The sequence below is a fragment of the Streptomyces roseochromogenus subsp. oscitans DS 12.976 genome (genome assembly GCF_000497445.1).
In the GTDB taxonomy this organism is placed as follows: domain Bacteria; phylum Actinomycetota; class Actinomycetes; order Streptomycetales; family Streptomycetaceae; genus Streptomyces; species Streptomyces oscitans.
Genome location: NZ_CM002285.1, coordinates 5,406,961 through 5,428,048, shown reverse-complemented (window position 1 = coordinate 5,428,048; position 21,088 = coordinate 5,406,961). Strand labels below are relative to the sequence as shown.

At 71.5% G+C, this 21,088-nt stretch carries 18 protein-coding genes; 9 read left to right on the top strand and 9 right to left on the bottom strand.

Annotated elements, in window-relative coordinates; translation table 11 throughout:
• Positions 1–4 precede the first annotated feature (4 nt).
• Genes M878_RS73170 through M878_RS73135 form a run of 9 tightly spaced genes read right to left on the bottom strand, consistent with a single transcriptional unit; the run spans position 5 to position 11,218 of the window.
• A complete protein-coding gene (locus M878_RS73170) occupies positions 5–922 on the bottom strand; it encodes an ABC transporter permease (RefSeq protein WP_023549595.1) in 918 nt (305 codons plus the stop codon).
• A complete protein-coding gene (locus tag M878_RS73165) occupies positions 909–1,727 on the bottom strand; it encodes an ABC transporter ATP-binding protein (RefSeq protein WP_051430287.1) in 819 nt (272 codons plus the stop codon). The genes M878_RS73170 and M878_RS73165 overlap by 14 nt, the downstream gene beginning before the upstream one ends.
• Before the next feature lie 5 nt (positions 1,728–1,732).
• Positions 1,733–2,860, bottom strand: coding sequence for an aliphatic sulfonate ABC transporter substrate-binding protein (locus tag M878_RS73160; RefSeq protein ID WP_023549593.1), 1,128 nt, complete (start codon positions 2,858–2,860; stop codon positions 1,733–1,735).
• Positions 2,857–4,176 carry a sulfate adenylyltransferase subunit 1 gene (locus M878_RS73155; RefSeq protein ID WP_023549592.1) on the bottom strand — a complete coding sequence of 440 codons (1,320 nt, stop codon included), beginning with the start codon at positions 4,174–4,176 and terminating at the stop codon, positions 2,857–2,859. Before M878_RS73155 ends, M878_RS73160 begins: the two co-directional genes overlap by 4 nt.
• A gap of 2 nt (positions 4,177–4,178) precedes the next feature.
• Entirely contained in the window at positions 4,179–5,144 is a 966-nt protein-coding gene (cysD, locus tag M878_RS73150; RefSeq protein WP_023549591.1) for a sulfate adenylyltransferase subunit CysD, read from the bottom strand.
• Positions 5,141–5,692 (bottom strand): adenylyl-sulfate kinase, encoded by a 552-nt coding sequence (cysC, locus tag M878_RS73145; protein ID WP_023549590.1) that lies wholly within the window; start codon positions 5,690–5,692, stop codon positions 5,141–5,143. Before cysC ends, cysD begins: the two co-directional genes overlap by 4 nt.
• Positions 5,682–6,482 carry a polysaccharide deacetylase family protein gene (locus tag M878_RS92360; RefSeq protein ID WP_023549589.1) on the bottom strand — a complete coding sequence of 267 codons (801 nt, stop codon included), beginning with the start codon at positions 6,480–6,482 and terminating at the stop codon, positions 5,682–5,684. The genes cysC and M878_RS92360 overlap by 11 nt, the downstream gene beginning before the upstream one ends.
• On the bottom strand, positions 6,479–9,715 hold the full coding sequence (locus M878_RS97655; RefSeq protein ID WP_023549588.1) for an amino acid adenylation domain-containing protein: 3,237 nt from the start codon (positions 9,713–9,715) through the stop codon (positions 6,479–6,481). The genes M878_RS92360 and M878_RS97655 overlap by 4 nt, the downstream gene beginning before the upstream one ends.
• A 30-nt stretch (positions 9,716–9,745) precedes the next feature.
• A complete protein-coding gene (locus tag M878_RS73135; protein WP_023549587.1) occupies positions 9,746–11,218 on the bottom strand; it encodes a nucleotide sugar dehydrogenase in 1,473 nt (490 codons plus the stop codon).
• Positions 11,219–11,517: 299 nt separating this feature from the next.
• Here M878_RS73135 and M878_RS73130 point away from each other — a divergent pair, with 299 nt between their 5' ends.
• The 9 genes from M878_RS73130 (at position 11,518) to M878_RS73095 (ending at position 21,086) form a co-directional block, all read left to right on the top strand.
• Entirely contained in the window at positions 11,518–12,858 is a 1,341-nt protein-coding gene (locus M878_RS73130) for an MFS transporter (protein WP_158692732.1), read from the top strand.
• 81 nt (positions 12,859–12,939) lie between these two features.
• Entirely contained in the window at positions 12,940–14,244 is a 1,305-nt protein-coding gene (locus M878_RS73125; protein WP_023549585.1) for an ATP-grasp domain-containing protein, read from the top strand.
• Between the two features lie 105 nt (positions 14,245–14,349).
• Positions 14,350–14,745 (top strand): VOC family protein, encoded by a 396-nt coding sequence (locus M878_RS96605; RefSeq protein ID WP_023549584.1) that lies wholly within the window; start codon positions 14,350–14,352, stop codon positions 14,743–14,745.
• A 20-nt stretch (positions 14,746–14,765) separates the two neighbouring features.
• Positions 14,766–16,364: an Ldh family oxidoreductase gene (locus tag M878_RS73115; protein WP_023549583.1), complete on the top strand. Its 1,599-nt coding sequence runs from the start codon at positions 14,766–14,768 to the stop codon at positions 16,362–16,364.
• Between the two features lie 3 nt (positions 16,365–16,367).
• Positions 16,368–17,303: a Gfo/Idh/MocA family protein gene (locus tag M878_RS73110; protein ID WP_023549582.1), complete on the top strand. Its 936-nt coding sequence runs from the start codon at positions 16,368–16,370 to the stop codon at positions 17,301–17,303.
• Entirely contained in the window at positions 17,300–18,025 is a 726-nt protein-coding gene (locus M878_RS73105; RefSeq protein ID WP_023549581.1) for a hypothetical protein, read from the top strand. Before M878_RS73110 ends, M878_RS73105 begins: the two co-directional genes overlap by 4 nt.
• A 63-nt stretch (positions 18,026–18,088) precedes the next feature.
• The gene (locus tag M878_RS73100) at positions 18,089–18,958 is read left to right on the top strand and encodes a sugar phosphate isomerase/epimerase family protein (protein WP_023549580.1); all 870 of its coding nucleotides are present in this window, start codon (positions 18,089–18,091) and stop codon (positions 18,956–18,958) included.
• Complete coding sequence (locus M878_RS92355; RefSeq protein ID WP_023549579.1) at positions 18,955–19,749, top strand: sulfotransferase family protein; 795 nt, start codon at positions 18,955–18,957, stop codon at positions 19,747–19,749. The genes M878_RS73100 and M878_RS92355 overlap by 4 nt, the downstream gene beginning before the upstream one ends.
• Positions 19,750–19,802: 53 nt before the next feature.
• Positions 19,803–21,086 (top strand): ATP-grasp domain-containing protein, encoded by a 1,284-nt coding sequence (locus M878_RS73095; RefSeq protein WP_023549578.1) that lies wholly within the window; start codon positions 19,803–19,805, stop codon positions 21,084–21,086.
• Positions 21,087–21,088: the final 2 nt, after the last annotated feature.

Below are 21,088 nucleotides of genomic sequence, written 5' to 3'. Positions count from 1 at the left end.
CGTGTCAGTTGTCCCTCGCCAGCAGGCCGCGGGAGCGGAGCACATGGCGCTCCAGCGGCGCGAAGACGATCAGCTCGATGCTGATACCGACCAGCAGGATGAGGACGATGGTAGCCAGGACGGCCGGCATGTCCTGTGCCTCGCGGGCGTTCTCCAGGGCCCGGCCGAGGCCCAGGCCCAGGGAAGGCGAGCCGGCGATCAGCTCGGCTGCCATCAGTGAGCGCCAGGCGAAGGCCCAGCCCTGGCGAAGGCCGGCGACGTAACCGGGCAGTGCCGCGGGCAGCAGGATGTGCCGGATGCCGTGGATTCCCGTCGCGCCCATGGTGCGCCCGGCGTGCAGGTGAACGGGCTGCACGCGGTCGATGCCCGCGACGAGGCCTCCCGCGATGGACGGTACGGCGCCCAGCAGGACCACGGCGTAGACGGCGGCGTTGCTCAGCCCGAACCAGAGGATGGCGGCGGGCACCCAGGCCACGGACGGGATGGCTTGAAGGCCCGTCAGTATGGGGCCGATCGCAGCCCGGACGGACGTGACCCGGCCGATGAGCAGGCCCAAGGGGGATGCGATGATCACGGACGCCAGGAAGCCCAGGGCGCCGCGCGAGACGCTGGTCCAGATCACGCCGAGGATGGTGCCTTCCAGCCACTGCTCGTGCAGGCTGTCCCACACATCCAGCGGGCCGGGCAGCAGGTCGGCGCGCTGGGCATGCGCCATGGAGAGAAGCTGCCACGCTACGAGCACCAGAAAGACCGCCGTTATGGGCGGCACGATCTTCTCGAGCAGCAGTCGACGCAGAGCGCGCTGTCGGACGGCGGTGGTCTGCAGGACATCGAGCCCCCTGGCCATGCCTGTGCCGCCGAACGTATCGCGAGGTGTGGAATCTGCGGTGGACGTCGTGGTGCAGGTGTCAGTTGCGGCCATGGAGGCTGACCTCCTTGCGGAGCTGATCGGTGATCTCCTTGCAGAGCCCGGCCAGGGCGGCCGACTCGGTCCGGCGAGGCTGTGGCACGTCCACGGCCCATTCCCGGGCCACGCGGCCCGGGCGGGAGGAGAGCAGCACCACGCGCTGCGCGAGATGAACGGCCTCGCGCACGTCGTGGGTGACGAAGACGACGGACAACCCCTGTCCGGCCCAGACGCGGATCAGCTCCTGGTGCAGTACGTCACGCGTGATGGCGTCCAGCGCGGCGAACGGCTCGTCCATGAGCAGGACCTTCGGGGCCTGGGCCAGCGCTCGGGCCAGCGCGACGCGCTGCCGCATGCCGCCCGAGAGCTCGTGCACACGCTTGCGATGGGCGCCGCCCAGTCGCACGATCTCCAGCAGCCGCTCCGCCTCGGCACGGCGTTCGGCACGCGGCACGCCGCGCAGGCGCAGCGCCAGCTCGACGTTGCGACCTGCCGTCAGCCAGGGCAGCAGGGCGTGCTCCTGGAACATCAGCGCGGGGCGCCCGCCTGGCACCTCAATACTGCCTTGAGTCGGCCGGTCCAGGCCGGCGACCAGGTTGAGGAGGGTGGACTTGCCGCAGCCGGAAGCGCCGAGCAGGCAGACGAACTCCCCGGGAGCGATGTCCAGGCTGATGTCCTCCAGTACCGGAGCCGCGGGGCCCGGTCGGCCGAAGGTCTTGTGCACATGCGTGAGCCGGACGGCAGGACCGGTTCCGGCGACCGGACCGGCTCCGTCAAGGGATGCGGCGGCCGTACGACTGAGTGGCGTGGCGATGGCCATGCCGGTCACCTCTCTTCCGGTTCTTCGACGGGGGACCGGCCGGCCGCGGTGAGCACCTTGTCCAGCAAGGACAGGTCGTAAATGCCGGTGAGGTCGGGCTGCTTGAGGAATCCGGCGGTCAGCGCGTGCTGCGCCTCCTGCTGGAGTGTCGCGGTCAGCGGGTCGTCGGTGACGGTGATGTGCGACCAGGCCAGGTTCAGCACTCTGGCGGGCAGCGGTTTGCCGGTGAGAACGGCCAGTGCTGCGTTGGCGTCCGCCTTGGCCCGGTCCGGGTGGGCGTTGATCCAGGCGTTGGTGTCCATCGAGGCTTTGAGTACGGCCTCCACCACGTCCGGGTGGGCCTTGAGAAAGGTCTGCGAGACGATCACGTTGGTGGTGACGAACCTGCCGCGTGGCCACAATGACGCCTCGTCGACGAGTACCTTGCCGCCCTCGGCGACGAGCTTGGCCGCGGTCGGCTCCGCCACCCAGGCGCCGTCGATCTGCCCGGACCGGAACTCCTGCGGGGTCAGGGCATTGTCGCTGCGGATGACGGAAACGTCGCCTGCGCCCGAGGACGCGTTCTCCTTGAACCGCTTGGACGCCAGGAAGTTGAGCAGGGCCACGTCCTGGGTGTTGCCGAGCTGCGGGGTGGCGATCTTCTTGCCCTTGAGGTCCGCGACATTCTTGATCTTCGACGGGTCGACCACCAGCTCGGCCCCGCCGGAAACCGACCCGGAGATGATCCTCAGGCTTCGCCCGCCGGACCGCACATAGCCGTTGATCGCGGGTGAGGGGCCGATCCAGCCGATGTCGACGGCGCCCGCGTTGAGCGCCTCGATCTCCGATGGGCCGGCGTTGAACACCTGGGGCTCCACCTTGGTGCCGCCGAGGTCCTTTTGGAACAGTCCGTCGTGGAGGCCCACCAGTGGTGTGACATGGGTGAGGTTGGCGAAGTAGCCAATCTTCACGTTCGAGGCGGAGAGCCGGGTCGACGATCCGGGCCCGGACCCTGATCCGGCCATCGCGTCCGCCGCCGTGCCCGGGGCTGCCTTGGATCCGTAACCGCAGCCGGCCAGACCCAGCAGTGCGGCTCCGGCCAGCCACACGCCCATGAGACGCCGAAAGCGGGAGATGCGGAGGAGCGCGGTCATGTGAGTACCCCCCGCAGGGGTTCCTTCGCTGCCGGGGAAAAAGCCTCTCCCACCATGCCCGCGGTCCGGGTGGTGCCGTCCGCTGGGTCGATGAGGAGGAACGACCCGGTGCTGCGGTTGGCGGCGTACGAGTCCAGGGCCAGCGGCTCGGCGGTACGCAGCACCAGATGCCCGATCTCATTGGCCCGCAGCGCCTCCGGGCGCTCCCGGCGCTCCAGGGTCGACACATCCAGCAGGTAGGGGACGTCCTTGACGATCGCACGCACCGTGCGGGTGGTGTGCTTGAGCAGGACGTGGTCGCCGACCCGCAGCGGGCGCTCGTCGAGATGCGTGACCGTGGCCTCGATGTCCCTGACCGGCTCGGGCACCGCGCCGGTCACGATCAGGTCGCCGCGAGAGACGTCGATGTCGTCGGCCAGGGACACGGTCAGGGACTGTGGCGCCCACGCCTCCTCGACCGGCTCGCCCAGCAGGTCGAGCCCGACGACGGTGGTCGTCAGCCCGGCCGGCAGCACGGTCACGCGGTCGCCGACCCGCAGGGCACCGGATGCCAGGCGGCCGGCATAGCCGCGGTAGTCGGGGTGCTCGGCGGTCCGGGGACGGATGACGTACTGGACGGGGAAGCGGGTGCCCAGAGCGGCGGCGTCGGAACCGACCGGGACGGCTTGCAGGTGTTCGAGCAGGGTCGGGCCGCCGTACCAGTCCATCCGGGCGGAGGACTCCACGACGTTGTCCCCGGCCAGCGCCGAGACCGGGACAGATGCGATGCCCGGGATGCCGAGGCGGTTCGCGAAGGTGCCGAACTCCTCGGCGATCGCAGCGAACACGGACTCCCGGTAGTCGACCAGGTCCATCTTGTTCACGGCGAGGACGACGTGCGGGACGCGCAGCAGCGCGGCGATCACGGCGTGCCGACGGGTCTGCTCGACGACGCCGTTGCGCGCGTCGACCAGGATCACCGTCAGCTCGGCAGTCGAGGCCCCGGTGACCATGTTGCGGGTGTACTGCACGTGGCCAGGGGTGTCGGCGAGTATGAACCGTCTGCTCGTGGTCGCGAAGTAGCGGTAGGCCACGTCGATGGTGATGCCCTGCTCGCGTTCGGCGCGCAGTCCGTCCGTCAGCAGTGCCAGATCGGGTGCGTCCTGGCCGCGGTTGCGGGAGGCGTGCTCCACGGCCTCCAGTTGGTCCGTGAGGACCGACTTGGAATCGTGCAGCAGTCGGCCGACGAGCGTCGACTTGCCGTCGTCGACCGACCCGGCGGTCGCGAACCGCAGGGTGTCGACGGGGGCGGTGGTTGTCGTCATGGTGGCGGTCATGGCTAGAAGTACCCCTCGCGCTTGCGGTCTTCCATCGCGGCCTCGGACAGCTTGTCGTCGGCACGCGTGGCGCCGCGCTCTGTCAGACGCGACGCCGCGATCTCGGCGATGACCTTCTCGACGGTGTCGGCGTCGGAATCGACGGCACCGGTGCAGGACATGTCGCCGACGGTGCGGTAGCGGACCCGCCTTGCCTCGACGGCCTCACCGGCCCTCGGCCCGCCCCAGCCACCGGCCGTCAGCCACATGCCGGCCCGCCGGAAGACCTTGCGACGGTGGGCGAAGTAAAGAGACGGGAGTTCGATCTCCTCGCGGGCGATGTACTGCCACACGTCCAGCTCGGTCCAGTTGGACAGTGGAAAGACGCGCACGTGTTCACCGGGCGCATGCCGGCCGTTGTACAGGTTCCACAGTTCGGGCCGCTGACGGCGGGGATCCCAGCCGCCGAACTCGTCCCGCAGCGAGAACACCCGCTCCTTGGCACGGGCCTTCTCCTCGTCCCGGCGCCCGCCGCCGAACACCGCGTCGAACCTCTGGGACTGGATCTTCTCCGTCAGCGGCAGCGTCTGCAGGGGGTTGCGTGTCCCGTCGGGCCGTTCGCGCAGCACACCCCGGTCGATGTAGTCCTGTACAGAGGCCACATGGAGGCGCAGCCCATGCGCGGCCACCACACGGTCCCGGTACTCCAGCACCTCGGGGAAGTTGTGTCCGGTGTCCACATGCAGGAGCCCGAACGGCACCGCAGCGGGCCGGAAAGCCTTCAGCGCCAGATGGAGCATCACGATGGAGTCCTTGCCGCCCGAGAACAGCAGCACGGGGTTTTCGAACTCTCCTGCCACCTCACGGAAGATGTGCACCGACTCCGCTTCGAGGGCGTCCAGGTGGGAAAGCCGGTACCCGGGACCCGGCAGGGGTGCGGTGGCGTGCTGCCGCTCGTGTCCGACTGATCGGTCGATGACGGTGGTCATGCGATTCCCCGTTCCCTGAGAAGGCTGTGGACGGCGGCTGCGGACTCCCCCGGCGTCTGTGTGTGGGCCTCGATCCGCAGGTCCGGTGCGGTCGGCGCCTCGTACGGGTCATCGACACCGGTCAGGCCGGCGAGCCGGCCTGCGGCCTGCTGTGCGTACAGCCCCTTCACATCGCGCCGGCTGCACACCTCGACCGGTGTGGCCACGTGTACCTCCAGATACGGGGTCCCCTGCGCGGCGTGGTGCTGCGCGACGGCGGCGCGGGAGGCCGCGTAGGGGGCGATCACCGGGGCCAGTACGAGGACGCCGTGGGAGGCCAGCAGTTCGGCGACGTACCCGATGCGGGTGACGTTGGTGTGCCGGTCGTGCGGGGAGAAGCCGAGCCCGGCGGAGAGGAAGCCGCGCACCTCGTCCCCGTCCAGCACCTCCACCCGGTGGTCCTCTCCGCTCAGCCGCTCGGCCAGCGCCAGCGCGATGGTGCTCTTCCCCGCGCTGGGCAGGCCGGTCAGCCACACGGTGGCGCCCGGTCCGCGAACGTCAGCGGTCATCGCGCGGCTCCCTGTTGCCGGAGTCGCCGTACCAGTTCTCGTGCCAGTGACGTACCAGGTCCGGCCATGCCTCGGTGGCGCCGACGGGAAGGTAGGTGCGCCGGATGGCGTGCGGGGCACGGGACCAGGGGAGGGCGGGCGAGCGCACGGTCCCGAAGCCGAGGACACCGGGCGGGAGCAGGGGCTCGGCAGGGATGCCCCCATAGGGATACGCGAAGAGGTCCGGACGGCGGCCGTAGCGTTCCTCGATGGTCTGGAGGGAGCCCTCGACCTCGTCGCGGGCTTCTGCATGGCCGATCCGGTCCAGGTGTGGGTGGCTCCGGGTGTGGGCGGCGATGATGTGTCCCGCCTCGGCGAATGCGTCGCACTGCTCCCAGGACAGGAAGTCTTCACGGGGATTGGTGGAACGGTCCGAGATCCGGCCGGTGTTGACGAAGAACACGGCGCGGACTCCGAACGCGTCGAGGACCGGCCGGGCGTACACGGCGTTGTCCCGGTAGCCGTCGTCGAAGGTGATGAGCACGCTTGGCTCGGCCGGGCGCACGGGACCGCCGGGTGCGAGCAGATCGGACGGGCTGTACGGGCGGAACCGTTCCAGTACGGTCTCCAGGCCGCGCGCGAAGCCGTCCGGTGCGAGCGCGGTGTAGTGCTGGACGGCCGGGTTGACGTGGTGGAAGTAGAGCACGAGGGGCCAGCCGGGTGCGGTGCCGGTGGCGGGTTGGTGCTCCTCCGCGATGCCGGGAAAGTGCGGCGCGGGACGCACGGGGGTGGTCGTTGCCGGGGTGGTCATGCCGCTCCGATCGTGGCGGGGCCGAGTGCGGGTACGGCCAGGTGCATGCGTTCCTCGACGGCGGCGCCGAGGGACTCCATGTCGTGTGCGTGCCAGTGGTCGGTGCTGTAGCGCAGACCCATCTCAAGGCGGTCGCCGACGATGTCGGCCTCGGCCATGACGAGGTAACGCTCGGTCTGGGCGGGCGACCGGTGTGCGCCGAAGCTCTCCTGAGCGGAGGTGAGCACGCTTCCGGGCCGGCGCTGTTCCAGCCGCAGGATGTGCCCCCGGAAGTTGAGGCGTACCTGCGGGCGGCGCAGTGCGCTCAGGGCCGCGCGTTCCCCGGCGTGCGGGGAGCCGTAGCGGAGGGCGTCGAACCCGTAGCGGCGGGCGGGCAACCGGTCGAGAACGGCCAGGGTGTGACGGAGGTTCTCCAGTCCGTCGCCGTGCCAGCGCAGCACGGCCGGGAAGGTGCTCTGCAGGTATCCCACGGTGTTGCTGACGTCCAGGTCGCCGATGCTGGTGTCCCGGCTGTGGGCGTAGACGTCCACCGCGTGCGCCGCCTCTCCGCTCCACTGGGCGAGGCCGCCGACGAGGCAGCCGAGTGCGAAGTCGTGGGCGGGGAGGCCGAGCGCGGGCAGCTCGTGCATGATGCGGTGGGTCAGCTGCGGGGAGAGCCGGAAGCGGTGGGTGCGCAGGCTGGGCAGGAGCGCGGGGCCGTTCTGTCGCGTTGGCGTCAACGCCTCCCAAGAGCTTGCGAGTTCGGTGGTCCAGCAGGCGAAGTCGCCGCGGGCCTGGTCGCTGGTGACCCAGGCGGAGACGGCGGTGTGCAGGCCGAAGACGGTGGCGGTCGGGGCCAGCCGGTCGCAGGGGCGCCCGAGGTGCAGGTCGAGGGCGGCCTCCAGTTCGTCGACGAGAAGCCCCATGGCGACCCCGTCGAGAACGAAGTGGTGAACGGTCATCAGCAGACGGCCGGGAGCGTCGCCGAGGTCCACATGGAGCAGTTGGAAAACCCGGCCCTCGGGCAGCGACAGCGTGCGCTGCGCGCCCGCGAGCAGGTCCTCGATCCGGCCGGTGAGCTCCGCCTCCGGAACCTTGGCGAGCCGGTGGCAGGCGACGGCGGCCTCCGCGTCCACGGGCCGGATGTCGACCATGACATCGCCGTCACGCAGCGCGGAGCGAAGCGCCGGGTGCCGCTCCAGCAGGGTGCGCGCGACGGCGGTGACGGTCTCGCGACCGAGCCCGGCGGGCACGCTGAACACAGCGTTGAGGTTGAAGTGGTCGCGCTCCGGCAGCGGGCCGTCGTGCAGCCAGCGGCACTGGGCGGGCAGTAGGCCCACGACACCGGTGTGCCGCTCCTGTCCCGGGGCACCGGATACCCGTTCCCGTTCCTGCCCCGGGCCGTCGGCCGGCGGCACGGCGCGCTCGCGGGTTCCGGCCAGCGTCACGGCCGCGCGGGCGGTCCTGCCTCGCAGCAGGTCGGCCGGGCGTAGCGGGACGCCGGCCTGGCGGGCGAGCGCGGTGACTCGCATGGCGACCAGGGAGTCGCCGCCCAGGAGGAAGAAGTCGTCGGCGGGGCCCGCGTGCGGGGTCTGGAGCAGCCGCGCGATGAGCGAGGTCACGATCGCGACCGGATCGTCGTCGGCTGCAGGCAGGGGGGCCGGTTCCGCCTTCCCGCGCTGGGCTGGGGCGGACGGACGGGCATGGAGCCGCTCGGCCAGATCGCGGGCCGCGTTGCGGTCCACCTTCCCGGAGGTGGTCATGGGCAGTTCGTCGAGCGCCAGCACACGGCTCGGCACGAGGTAGCCCGGCACGGAGGCGGCGAGCCGCTCCTGGACACCGGCCGGGGTGGGGCCGCCCGGGGCGGTGACGACGGCGGCGGCCAGTTGCTTCGCGCCTCCTGCGGTGGTGTCGTCCCCTGTGTCCAGGACGAAGCTGACGGCGTCGAGCACGCCGTCGAGGTCGCGCAGGTGCCGGTCGACCTCGTCGAGTTCGATGCGGTAGCCACGCACTTTGACCTGGTTGTCGACCCGGCCGAGGAACTCCAGGGCTCCGTCGGAGCGGACGAGGACGAGGTCACCGGTGCGGTACATCCGTGCACCGGGTCGCTCGGCGAAGGGGTCCGGGCGGAACCGTTCCTCGGTGCGCCCGGGGTCGTGGAGGTAGCCGGAGGCCAGCAGATTGCCGCCGATCCACAGTTCGCCCTGGCCGCCGGGACCGACCGGGCGCAGGTCCTGGTCCAGGACGTGGAGCTGCCGGTCGCCCAGGGCGACGCCGATGGGCAGGCTACCGGTGCGGCTGTCGAGCGGGCCGTCGGGTGGGATCTGATGCAGGGTCGCTGTGATGACGGTCTCGGTCGGGCCGTAGCCATTGGCGAGTTCGGCGCCGGCCAGAGAGGTGCGGCGGTGCACCTCGGCGTCGCGCAGGGTGGCGTTCTCACCGCCGATGACCACGAGGCGGACCGACGCGAACCGGATGTCCGGCCGGGTATCCAACTCCGCGCAGAGCATCCGCCAGTAGGCGGTGGGCAGTTGGAGCACCGTGACACCGAGCCCGGCGACTAGCTCGGCGAGCAACGCGGCGTCGAGCAGACCGGAGGCGTGGAACCCGGCCTGGAAGGCGAGGGTGCCGCCCGCAGCCAGGGTGGGCCAGATCTCCTCCTGAGCCACGTCGAATCCGATGCTGGCGAACTGCAGCACGGTGTCGCGGTCGGTCAGGCCGAAGCTGTCGACGACCGCGTCCACATGGCCGCCCAGCGCGGGGTGTTCGACCAGTACGCCCTTGGGGGTTCCGGTGGACCCGGAGGTGTAGATGACGTAGGCGGGGCCGCCCGGCTCGGCGAGGGCGGACTGTCCGGCGCCGTCGCGGCGGCAGCCGTCCAGGGTGAGGACCGGGATGCCGTGCGGCGGGACGGCAGTGTCGCCGGCCCCGGCGGTGCCGATGAGGACCGTGGCACCGGAGTGCGTGAGCAGGTAGGCACGCCGCTCGGCCGGTGTCGTCACGTCGATCGGCAGGAAGGCCGCGCCGGCCCGCCACACGCCGAGCATCGCGGCCACCGCATCCGGCCCGGACGGCAGCTGTACGGCGACGAGCCCGCCGGGCCGTACCCCGGCGCTCGTGCGCAGGGCTGCGGCGATGCGACCCGCGTCGTCCCACAGCTGCTGGTAGGTCCACGACCCGGCGGGCGTGCGCAGAGCCGTGGCCTGCGGGGTTCGCGTCACCCGGTCCGCGATGCGGGCGAGGGTGCCCTCCATCCTTGTCTCCTTCATGGTGGTATCGCCCGCTCAGAGCTGGGCCGTGTTCGGGGCGGACGCGGGACCGGTGGCGTCCATGACCCGGCGGGCCCCGGCCAGCAGGTCTGCCGGGTAGCAGCCGTGCCGCTGGACCAGAACCACCAGGTCGGCGGCCGCGACGGCCTCGGAAAGCTCGCCTTCGACGGCGGGCAGGACCGTACCCGCCGCCTCGAACACGTCGACGTACGGATCGTGGTAGGAGACCCGCACTCCGGACGCCAGGAGCGCCTCGGCCAGTGGAACGGCCGGTGAGTGCCGTACGTCGGCCACGTCCGGCTTGTAGGTGACGCCGAGCAGCAGCACGCGCGCGCCGGCCGCGGTGACGTCTTGGGCGCCGAGTTCGGCGATCGCCCGCTCCGCCACCCACAGCGGCATCGCGTCGTTCACCGTCTGGGCCGCCTCGACCAGGCTGAAGGGGTAGCCGGCTTCGCGTGCGCGATGGGCGAGGTAGAGCGGGTCGACGGGGATGCAGTGCCCGCCCACTCCGGCGCCGGGCCGGAACGGCATGAAGCCGAACGGCTTGGTGGCCGCCGCGTCGATGGTGTCCCAGACGTCCACGCCCAGCCGGTGGCAGACCCGGGCGAACTCGTTGACCAGCGCGATGTTGACCTGCCGGAAGGTGTTCTCAAGTATCTTCGCGGCCTCCGCCTCGCGGGTGCTCCGGGTGACGTGCACCCGCTCGGTGAGCCGCGTGTAGAAGGCCGCGGCCCGGTCCCGGCAGCGGTCGCTGAACCCGCCGACCACCTTGGGCGTGTTGTGGAAGGCGAAGTCGCGGTTGCCCGGATCGACGCGTTCGGGGGAGAACGCCAGGGCGAAGTCGTCGCCCGCCCGCAGCCCGGACTCCTCCAGGACGGCGCGGACGACGCCGTCCGTGGTGCCCGGGTAGGTGGTCGACTCGATGATGACGAGCTGGCCGGGGCGCAGATGGTCGCGGACCGTGGTCACCGCGGCCGTCAGCAGCGCCAGGTCGGGCCGGCCCCGCTCGTCGACGGGGGTGGGCACGCACACGACCACGACGGTGCAGCGCGCCAGTACCGCAGGGTCGGTGGTCGCGGCGAACCGCGTGCGGATTCCGGCGAGTTGCTCGGCGGACACGGTGTCCACGAGCGGCCGGCCGGCGTTGAGGCTGTCCACCACCTCGGCGCGGAGGTCGATGCCGCAGGTGACGTACCCGGCGGCCGCGGCCGACACCGCGACCGGGAGCCCGGCGTAACCCAGTCCGACGACGGCGACCTCGGGATGCGTCAGGGGATCCGCGGTGAAGAACGCGCCGTTTCCGGAGTATTCAGGATCCAGTTCCGCGGGGAGGGAATCCAGTCGCGTTTCGGAGAGAGAGCCGGAGACGGAGCTGGGAAGCGTCTCGGAAACCGACGCGGAAAGCAGATCGGAAAGCGGATCGGCCAGGGAGCCGGGAATCGCGGGAATGCGGTCGACAAGCAAGGGGCCGGAGTTCTCCGGGGTCATCGAATCCTCCGCAGTACGTGTCGGGATGCGTTTCGGACAACGCAGGGTCAGATCCTGACCGGCGTTCCGGCACCCGGTCCACAGATCCCGCGCCCGACGGACCGACATGACGGGGAGCTGCCGCGACGCCCCGGATTCTCGGCATGTGAGACACCTCAGGGGTGTCTCGGGTGCTGAGACGGAACGCATCCTGGCGTGCTGACGCCATGGCCTGCGCACGCATGCGGACGGGCTGGACCCGCAACTTCCGGGCCCCCAGGATGAATTCCGACCAGTGCACCCTCGAAATGCGAGGAACCATGCAACGACCGATAACGCGAAAGCTCCTCGACGCGTTGCCGCCTCCCGGGGCCGCGCGCGTGCTGACGCTCAACGCCTTTGCGGGCTCGATCGGTACGGGGCTCTTCCTGACCGGCAGCATGCTCTTCTTCACCCGCAGCGTCGGACTGCCCGCGTACCAGGTCGCTCTCGGCCTCTCCATCGCCGGTGTCGCCGGGATGGTGGCCTCTGTGCCGACCGGGATGCTGGCGGACCGGATCGGCCCGCGCCGCACGATGGTGGCGCTGCACCTGTGGCGGGTCGTCACCTACAGCCTCTACCTGCTCGTGCACAGCTTCCCGGCGTTCCTCGCCGTCATCTGCGCCACGACCCTGGCCGAGAAGGCCGGCCCGCCGATCAACCAGGCCATGGTCGGCACCCTCTTCACCAAGCAGCAGCGCACCCGCACCATGGCCTTCCTGCGTGCCGTACGCAACGTGGGTCTCTCGCTCGGCGCGCTGCTCGCCGGCATCGCCCTGTCCTACGACACCCGGGTCGCCTACGACTCCCTGGCGCTCGGCAACGCCCTGTCGTTCCTCGTGATGGCCGCGCTGATCTGGAGTCTGCACCGGTACGAGCCCGCACGGGACTCGTCGGCGCCGGCCACCGCGGCCCCGGGCGACGCCACCGAAGAGGCCCCGGCCGCCGATCGCCGGCCGCTGCGGGAGTGGCCCTTCCTCGCCCTGAGCGGATTCAACGGCGTGCTGGCGCTGCACGACTCGGTGCTCTTCGTCGGCCTTCCGCTGTGGATCTCCGCCCACACGGACGCGCCGCGTCAGCTGGTCAGCGCCGTACTGATCGTCAACACGGTGATCACCGCCCTCACCCAGGTCCGCTGGACCCGGCTGACCGACTCCACCGCCAAGGCGGTCCGGGGCATGGTCACCGCGGGCCTGGCCCTGGCTGTGGCCGCCGTCGCCGTTCTCGCGGCGCACTACGTGGGCAGTGCGGCGGCCTGCGCGCTGCTGGTGCTCGGGGTGCTGCTGCTGACCGTGGGCGAGAACCTGCACTCCTCCGCGGCCTGGGAGGTCTCCTTCAACCTCTCCCCGGCCGACGCCCGCAGCCGGTACCTCGCGGTCTTCCAACTGGGCGAGTCCGCCCGGGACATCGTCGGCCCCCTGCTGGTCACCTCGGCCATGGCCGTCGGCCCGTGGGGCTGGCTCGGCCTGGCCGCCGCCTTCGCGCTCGCCGGTTTCGCCGCCCGTACGTCGGCCGACCGCGTCGAACGCAGGCGCGCCCGGGCCCACGCCACCGAGCCTGCCGCCACCGCATCCGCCGGCACCGGCGAGCCGGCGGCCGCACCGGTGACCGCCGCCCCATAGCCCCCTACGACGCGGCGCCCCGCCTGTCGCTCCGCATCCCCCGCATCCCACCGCAGCCCAACGGCCCAAGGAGGCAACCCGATGCCCGATCCGAACCCGCGCCACCTGCTGATCATCAGCGGCGGCCGTGATCTCCCGGAACGTGCCCGCGCGGTGGAACCCGGCCTGCGCACCAGCGTGATCTGCCGCCAGGACGTCGTGCCGCGACTGGTCCACCCCGAGAAGATCCAGCGCCTGATCGTGCTGCGTGCCGACGCGCCTGTCGCGGAGTGGGTCGCGGCGGCCGAGTTCGTGCACCGCACCGACCCGGTCGACCTGATCACCAACTACACCGAGAAGGACACCGAGAAGACCGCGGCCATCGGACAGGCACTGGGCCTGCCGACCCCCGCCGCCGATACCTACGAGCTGGTGGCTGACAAGCTGCGCATGCGGCAGCGGCTGGCCGAGCGGGGCGTGGACGGCACCCCGGCCCGCGTGGTCCGCAACGCCGAGGAGATCAGGGCCTTCGCCGAGGAGGCCGGGTATCCGCTCATCTGCAAGCCGCTGCGAGGCGTCGGCAGCGAGGGCGTGGCCCGGATCGACGCCCCGTCCGACATCGACCGCGCGCTCGCCTGGGCGGCGGAGGGCGCCGCGGAGATGGACTCGCCCGAGATCCTCGTGGAGCAGTTCCTCACCGGCGCCGAGTTCAGCGTGGAGAGCATCAGCGAGGGCGGCCGGCACGTGGTGGCGTGCATCACCCAGAAGATCTCCGAGCGCGAGCACTTCGTGGAGGTGGGCCACGTCCTGCCGGCACCGGTGGGCGCCGAGGTCGCCAAGCGCATCGAGGCCACCGTCACCGCGGCCCTCGACGCCCTGGAGATCACCTCGGGCGTGACACACACGGAGGTGATCGTCACAGCCGGCTCGGTGCACATCATCGAGACCCACCTGCGTCCCGCCGGGGACGAGATCCCCTACATGCTGGCCAGGGTGTCGGGCATCGACCTGATCGACGCCGTGGCCCGGCAGAGCCTCGGACTGCCCGCGCTGGCGGAGATCGAGAAGAAGGTCGACGCCCGGACGGACACCGCGCAGTACGCGGCCATCTGGTACGCCTGCCCGGACGCGGTCGGGGACGTGCTCGCCGTGGACGGAGTCGATGAGGCGCGGTCCATGCCGGGCGTGTGCGAGGTCGGCGTCCTGCGCGGCGTCGGCAAGAAGCTGCGCGGGGTGACCGGCTCGTTCGCCCGGGCCGGGCACGCCTGGGCCGTGGGGGCGACCCCGCAGGAGGCTCTCGACCGGGCCCGGGACGCTGCGAAGTGCCTCACCTTCACCGTCGCCGCAACCGGCATGCCGGGAGCGTTCGAGGACCTCTCGGCGGAACTCGGCTACCTGCTTGAGTAGTTGCCCGCAAGGGCACACAGTCTCCCGGCCCTCGCAACCCGTCCCGGACCAACCAACCCATCCCTTGACCGACCGACGACACCACACCGTAAGGAGAACACCGGCATGACCGATCAGACCACCGAGGACTACGCCTTCGGCCCGCTCCACCACGTGCAACTCGCGATCCCCCCGGGGGCGGAGGACCAGTGCCGGGCCTTCTGGGGCGACATCCTCGGCATGACGGAGCTGGAGAAGCCCCCGGTCCTGGCGGCCCGCGGCGGCTGCTGGTTCCGCGGCGGCGGCCTGGAGGTGCACCTGGGCGTCGAGGCCGACTTCCGGCCGAGCAAGAAGGCGCACCCCGGCATCCTCGTGCGCAACCTGCGCGCCTTCGCCAAGCGCCTGGAGGCCAAGGGCGTCGAGGTCACCTGGGACGACAACTTCCCCGGCCACGACCGCTTCTACGCCTTCGACAGCCTCGGCAACCGGCTCGAGTTCCTCGAGCCGGTCGCCGACAGCTGACCGACTGCCGGGAGACTGATGTGAGCAGCACATCTGTCCGCACGTCCGTCCTGCGGATCGACGACCTCATCGTCGCCGAGGGCCCGGTGGGCGACGAGCGGATCCTCGTACCGGGCTTCAACGTCACGGTGCCGGCCGGAGAGGCGGTCGCCGTCATCGGCGGTCGCGACGCAGCGGCCGCGTTCCTGGACGCTTGCACGGGGCGGCGACGCCCGCAGTACGGAACGATCCGCGTCGGGTCGCGGCCCGTCGGAGGCGGCGGACGGCGGGCCGCACGCGACCCCCTCACCGTGGTCGCCGGCTCGGTCCGCGCGGTGCCGGACGCAGAGGCGGTCGTGGTCGACGCCCGCAGGACCTCTGCGCCCGGCGACCCCGGGCGACTGCGTACCCTGGTCCGCGACCTGGCCGAGCGCGGCACCGCGGTCCTGGTCGTCGCGGACGACGCGGCCGCCGTCCAAGGGGTGGCGGACCGGGAACTTCCTCTCGACCGCGCGGAACGCCGGCCCGCCGGCGACCAGCCGACGGCGCCGGAGCCGCTCAGGTTCAAGCGGAGTGAACTGCTCGCCGGGGTGGCGGACGCCCTCACCGCGGCGGGCGCCACACCGGACCGGGCACGCCTGGTGGCGCGGGTCCTCGTCGATGCCGACGCGCGCGGTCACTTCTCGCACGGTGTCGGACTGCTGCCGATGTACCTGGACCGGTTGGCCAGGGGCGGTATCCGGGCCGACGCCGAGCTCGAGTGGATCAGCGCCGGCGGTCCGGTGTCGGTGCTGGCCGCCCACGGCGGGTTCGGCCAGGTGGCCGCCGAGCTGGCCGCCGCGACCTGCGCCCGTACGGCGAAGGAATCGGGCGTGGCCACTGTCGCGGTACGCGGCAACAACCACATAGGCATGCTGGCCGCCTACCGGCACCACTTCGTGGAGCACGGCGTGATCGGCCTGATCTTCAATATCTCCGGCCCCGGGGTCGCGGCGCCGGGTGCGGCACGGGCGACCCTGGGCAACGACGCCGTGTGCATGATCGTGCCGCGCGGCCACGACGAGCCGTTCGTCGTCGACTTCGCCACCGGCACGGTCGCCAGCGGAAAGATCCGGCACGCCGCGCAGCGGGGTACCACGGTGCCCGACAGCTGGCTCGTGGACCGCGAGGGCCGCCCCACCACCGACCCCGAGGAACTGGACCGCGGTGGCGCGGTCCCGGTCTTCGGCGGCCACAAGGGGCTGGGCGTCGCCCTGATCACGGAGGTCCTCGGCGGCATCCTGGGCGGCGGCACCATCAGCCCCCGGGTGCACAAGCAGCGCGCCGAGCCCGAACGCGCCATGGACTGCGCACAGTTGTTCATCGCGCTGGATCCGGCTGCGTTCGGCGACCCTCCTGTGGACGATCTGGTGAACGCGCTGCACACGGCCGTGGCCTCCGGCTACGCCGCAGAGCCGCCCCTTGTCCACTTCCCCGAGCAGCAGGAACACATCGCCGAGCGCCGGGCGGAGGAGAGCGGCATCCCGGTGCCGCACTCGGTGGCCGCCGCACTCGGCTGGACGGCCGCCTCCCCCTCCGGGGAAGGCGGCGGCCACTCCATCGACCACCGCCTCCAGCCGGCAGCGGCGGGAAAGGGGTAAGCAGTGACCATCGCGGTAGGACTCGTCGGATACGGCGCGGCCGGACGCCAGCACGTCCAGGCCCTTCAAGACGCGGGTTTCGCGGACGTACGCGCGATCGTGGAAGAGAACCCCGACGTCGAGACGCCGCCCGGCATTCCGCGCTACACGTCCTGGCAGCACCTGCTCACCGACCGCTCCATCCGGCTCGTCGCGCTGTGCACACCGCCCGGCGGCCGGGCGGAGCTGGCGGAGCAGGCCCTGGAGGCCGGCAAGGCCGTGCTGCTGGAGAAGCCGCCCGCCACCTCCACTGCCGAGCTCGACCGCCTCGTCGAGACGGCGCGGCGCACCGGCAACCCGATCGGCGTCATGCTCCAGCACCGGCTGAGGCTGCCGGACAAGGTGCTCGCCTGGGACTGGCCCGCTGCGACGTCGGCGGTCCTGGAGGTCTCCAGGTTCCGCCCGGCGGCGCACTTCCAGCGCGCCTCCTGGCGGGGCGACCCTGCCAACGCGCTGGGCGGCATCACCGCCCACCTGGGCGTGCACTACCTCGACCTGGCCTGCCAGCTGCTCGGCGAGCCCAGCGAGGTGCGGGTGACGGGCACCCGTGAGCTGGCGCCCGGCATCGAGACCCGTACCGCCGGTGTGGTGCGGTTCGCCGGCGGCGCAACGCTGAGCTTCGCCGTGACCGCCGAGTCCGGCTCCCGGACCGAGCGTCTCGACCTGCTCGGTCCCGACCGGCGGCTGCTGGTCGAGGATGGCCGGGTCACCGGCGACGACCTCGGTGAACCGTTCGCCGCCCCGGCCGCCCACACGCCGGAGCTGCGTCGCGAGGTCTACCGGGACATGGTCGAGGCGATTGCCACCGGCCGCACACCGCGCCGCTGCCACCTGGCGGGCGCCCGGGCTGTGACCATGATCCTGGAGGCTCTCTCCGCGCCTGCCGGGGTACTGGTATGACGGCCGCCGTGCGCGTCGGCCTGTCCTCCGGCTGCGACCCGAAGCTCACCGCGTCCCAGCTCGCGGCCCTGACTCTCTCCCTGGGCGGAGACGTCGTGGACCTGCGTGCGGACAAGGGACATCGCTGGGAGGAAGACGGCCTGCCCGCCGTGCGTGCACAGGGGGTCGGGGTCGCCTTTGTGGGGCTGAGCCTGGTGCTGGGCGACCCGCGGTGGGATCCGGAGACACTGCACCGGTCCCCCTCCGTGCCGGACGCGGGAGTTCCGGTGAAGGTGTTCGCCGCGGACGGATGCAACACGAGCGGCCGCGAGCTGACGCTACGCCAGCTACGGGCGCTGGAGAGCCTCGGCGTGCGCCCCTGCGCCGTACTCGTCGAGACGCATCACGGCTATGCCACGATCCCGGAACTGCTCGACCTGTGCGACGACTTCGGGGTGCGTGTGCTCGTCGACACCATGGGCCTGGTCCGCCTGGTCGGCGGGGCGGACCAGGCGCTGCGAGCCCTGCCGCTGCTGGCCCCCCGCACCGACGCCGTGCAGGTCAAGGGGTTCGACTGGGAAAGTCCCGAGCTGTCACGGCACCTGGCGCTCTCCGCGTGCGAGAAGCCGACGAGGCACGTTCTCGACGCCCTGCCCCGGACCGCCACTGCCACCGTCGAGTCGAAGGCCGGCTGCCTCGACCGTGACGTGCCGCTGCTGCGCGCCTGGCTCGGTCTGTCCTGACCCCGCCCGCGCGCCCGGCCTCACCCGACAACACCCTCTTTGCTCCACGTCAGGAGGAGACGTATGCGCCTGGCCATCATCAACGACGAGATCGATCAGAGCCTCGACAGGGCGATCGGCCTCGCAACACACCTGGGCTATACAGGACTTGAAGTGCGCTCGGTCTGGAACCGTCCGCCCCACCTGCTCGACGACGGCCAACTTCGCCGGATACGCGAGACGCTGGCGTCCGCCGGGCTCGAAGTCGCGGGCTTCTGCCCGCCCGCGCTCAAGTGCGCCCTGCCCCGGACAAGCCAGGACGCCGCGCGGGTGCGCGCCGAGCTGGAGGACGCCATTCGCCGGGCGCGCCTGCTCGGGTCGCCCACCGTGCGCATCTTCAGCTTCTTCCGCGACGGCGACCCGGACCCGTCCGCCGCCGCCACGGTGGCCCGCGATGTGCTCGCCGGCCTCGACTGGCACGGCGTGGAGCCCTTGGTGGAGTCCGGCACCCGTACCAACACCCCCACCATGCGCCACCTGATGGACTTCCTGGACCAGGTCGGCGACGACCGGCTCGGCGCGCTCTGGGACCCGGGCAACAGCGTGTTCAGCGGCTGGGACCCGCAGCCGTTCCCGGCGGACTACACGCTCGGCCGGGAGCGGATCAAGCACGTGCACGTGAAGGACCCGGCGGGCCGCAGCGGCTACGTCCGTATGGGTGACGGTGACCTGCCCTGGCGGGAGATCCTGACCGCTCTGTCCGACGACGGATACGCGGGCTGGCTGTCCCTGGAGACCCACTGGCGTATCGGCCGGGTCCTCACCGCCGGACAGCGCGACGAACCCTGGGGCGACACCTTCTCCGAAGGAGGCAGCGAGGCCAGCGCCACGTGCATGCGTCTCCTCTCCGCCCTGCTGGACGACGTCCGCCAGAGCGTGGGAGCCCGCGCATGACCGGCCCCGTGCTCCTGGTCGGCTGCCAGAGGTCAGGGACGACCGCGCTGTCGTACGCGCTGAGCTCCGCATTCGCCGCGGCCGGCGGACACTTCACCGTCAACGGCAAACTGCCCTACCTGCTCGACCGCTGGCTCACCCCGGTCGACCTGGAAGCCCGTCACTTCCGCGCCGACGAGGTCCTGTACGCGTTGGACCGCAAGCCTCCGCAGGGAACCGGGGTAGAGGTGTGGCGCGCCCAGGCGGAGGCCGCTCTGCGCCGCGCCGCGCGCGACGTCGCCGAGGGCGCCGTCCGGGACGCGGACGAACTGGCGCACCGCATCACGAGCGAGAGCTACGCCGGCTTCCCGTACTGGGGTGACAAGTACAACGAGTACCTGCTCCACCTGCCGAGGCTGGGCCGCATGCTGCCCGACGCCCGCTTCCTGGTGCTGGTGCGGCACCCCGACGAGGTCGCCGACTCCATGCTGCGGTGGACCGGTGACCGGCCCTGGTGTCCGGTCAGCCGTGCCGCCGCCCACGCCAAGTGGACCGCGTGGAACGCCGCCTGGCTGGAGTTCTCGGCCTCGCTCCCGACGGACCGGTTCCTGGTCGCCGAGTACCGGGACGTGTGCCGGGGCGAGGCGACGGCCCGGATGGAGGCATTCCTCGGCCTGGAACTCACGCCGTTCCTCACCGAATTGGCGCCCCGCACGCACGAGGTCACGGGCGGTGCGCTCCCTGCCGAGACCGAGCGCGTGTGGTCCGCCCTCACGGATCAGGCCCGGCCCGTGCCCTCCGTCGGCCACTGAAGCCCGCATCTTTCGATCATCCGACGCATCCGAAGAACCCGGGAGCAACACCCATGTCAGCACCCCGCGTCCTCGTCCTCGGGGGCAAGGCCGGAATCCTCCGCAAAGCCGCCGACCTGGGACTGGATGTGGTCAACATCCAGAAGCCCAGTGCCTTCGACCCGGCGGCCGTGGCCTACTGCACCCAGATCCACCTGATGGACTATCAGGACATACCGGCCGTGACCGCGCTCGCCGAAGCGCTGCACGCGACCTCACCGTTCAGCCGCGTCCTCACCCAGACGGAGGCGGCCCAGGTCGTCGCCGGCCACCTGACCACCCACCTCGGGCTACCAGGCAACGGCGACGAGATCACCCGCGCCCTGCACGACAAGAGGGCGCTTCGCGAACTGCTCAACGCCCGGGGCCTCGGCCCTGTGGCGGTCGAGCGAGGCACCGATCGAAGCGCCCTGCGGGACTTCGTACGGCGCCACGGCGCGGCTGTCGTCAAGCCCACGATGGGCTCCGGCAGTCTCGGCGTACGTCTGATCCACTCCGCGGAGGAGGCCGACGCGGCCTGGGACTGGCTGGAGTCGTTCGGCCTGAAGGATTTCATGGTGGAGGAACTCCTCACCGGAACCGAGCTCAGCGTGGAGACCTTCAGCTGCGCCGGCGACCATACGGTCCTGGCCGTCACCGGCAAGGACACCGGTGCGGGCGTGGTCGAACTGGGCCACGTCGTCCCCGCCCGGATCTCCCCGGAACAGGCGGATACCGTCGCCGAGTTCACCTGCCAGGTCCTGGACGCGGTCGGGCTGGTCGACGGCACGGCACACACCGAGATCATGCTCACCGGCCAGGGCCCGCGCGTGATCGAGTCGCATGCCCGGCGCGGCGGCGACCGGATCAATGACCTGGTCGAGATCGCCTGCGGCGTGGACATGGAGCAGCTCGCCTACCGGCAGGCCCTCCCCGGCTTCCGCGTGCCCGGCATCTCCGGGGCGGGGTGCGCAGCGGCGATCCGGTTCCTCACCGCGGAGCCCGGCCGGGTGGTGGCCGTCGAGGGCATCGAGGAGGCCCGCTCCCTCGACGGAGTCCTCGACGTCAGGATCCAGGTCGAACCAGGGGACACGGTACGCCCGCTGCACTGGTCGGAGGACCGCTGCGGCCAGATCCTGGTCCGTGCCGAGGACAGCGAGCGTGCCGAGGCTCTCGCACGCCGGGCCGCCGGCCTGATCACCATCCGTACCGTTCCGCAGGGCCAGGACGCCGCTGTCGACGAGCCTCTCACCCTCGGACGCCTGCTCACCGAGGTTGACGAGGTCCTGGATCCGTTCGCCGCTGCCCATGCCCACTGACC

What these genes read in the sequence shown, in the direction of transcription:
- M878_RS73155 (WP_023549592.1), bottom strand. Translation starts at nt 4,176, where the DNA reads ATGACCGCCACCATGACGACAACCACCGCCCCCGTCGACACCCTGCGG.
- M878_RS73125 (WP_023549585.1), top strand. Translation starts at nt 12,940, where the DNA reads ATGCCCGATCCGAACCCGCGCCACCTGCTGATCATCAGCGGCGGCCGT.
- M878_RS73170 (WP_023549595.1), bottom strand. Translation starts at nt 922, where the DNA reads ATGGCCGCAACTGACACCTGCACCACGACGTCCACCGCAGATTCCACA.
- M878_RS73135 (WP_023549587.1), bottom strand. Translation starts at nt 11,218, where the DNA reads ATGACCCCGGAGAACTCCGGCCCCTTGCTTGTCGACCGCATTCCCGCG.
- M878_RS96605 (WP_023549584.1), top strand. Translation starts at nt 14,350, where the DNA reads ATGACCGATCAGACCACCGAGGACTACGCCTTCGGCCCGCTCCACCAC.
- M878_RS73105 (WP_023549581.1), top strand. Translation starts at nt 17,300, where the DNA reads ATGACGGCCGCCGTGCGCGTCGGCCTGTCCTCCGGCTGCGACCCGAAG.
- M878_RS73165 (WP_051430287.1), bottom strand. Translation starts at nt 1,727, where the DNA reads ATGGCCATCGCCACGCCACTCAGTCGTACGGCCGCCGCATCCCTTGAC.
- M878_RS73160 (WP_023549593.1), bottom strand. Translation starts at nt 2,860, where the DNA reads ATGACCGCGCTCCTCCGCATCTCCCGCTTTCGGCGTCTCATGGGCGTG.
- M878_RS92360 (WP_023549589.1), bottom strand. Translation starts at nt 6,482, where the DNA reads ATGACCACCCCGGCAACGACCACCCCCGTGCGTCCCGCGCCGCACTTT.
- M878_RS73130 (WP_158692732.1), top strand. Translation starts at nt 11,518, where the DNA reads ATGCAACGACCGATAACGCGAAAGCTCCTCGACGCGTTGCCGCCTCCC.
- M878_RS92355 (WP_023549579.1), top strand. Translation starts at nt 18,955, where the DNA reads ATGACCGGCCCCGTGCTCCTGGTCGGCTGCCAGAGGTCAGGGACGACC.
- cysC (WP_023549590.1), bottom strand. Translation starts at nt 5,692, where the DNA reads ATGACCGCTGACGTTCGCGGACCGGGCGCCACCGTGTGGCTGACCGGC.
- cysD (WP_023549591.1), bottom strand. Translation starts at nt 5,144, where the DNA reads ATGACCACCGTCATCGACCGATCAGTCGGACACGAGCGGCAGCACGCC.
- M878_RS73100 (WP_023549580.1), top strand. Translation starts at nt 18,089, where the DNA reads ATGCGCCTGGCCATCATCAACGACGAGATCGATCAGAGCCTCGACAGG.
- M878_RS73095 (WP_023549578.1), top strand. Translation starts at nt 19,803, where the DNA reads ATGTCAGCACCCCGCGTCCTCGTCCTCGGGGGCAAGGCCGGAATCCTC.
- M878_RS97655 (WP_023549588.1), bottom strand. Translation starts at nt 9,715, where the DNA reads ATGGAGGGCACCCTCGCCCGCATCGCGGACCGGGTGACGCGAACCCCG.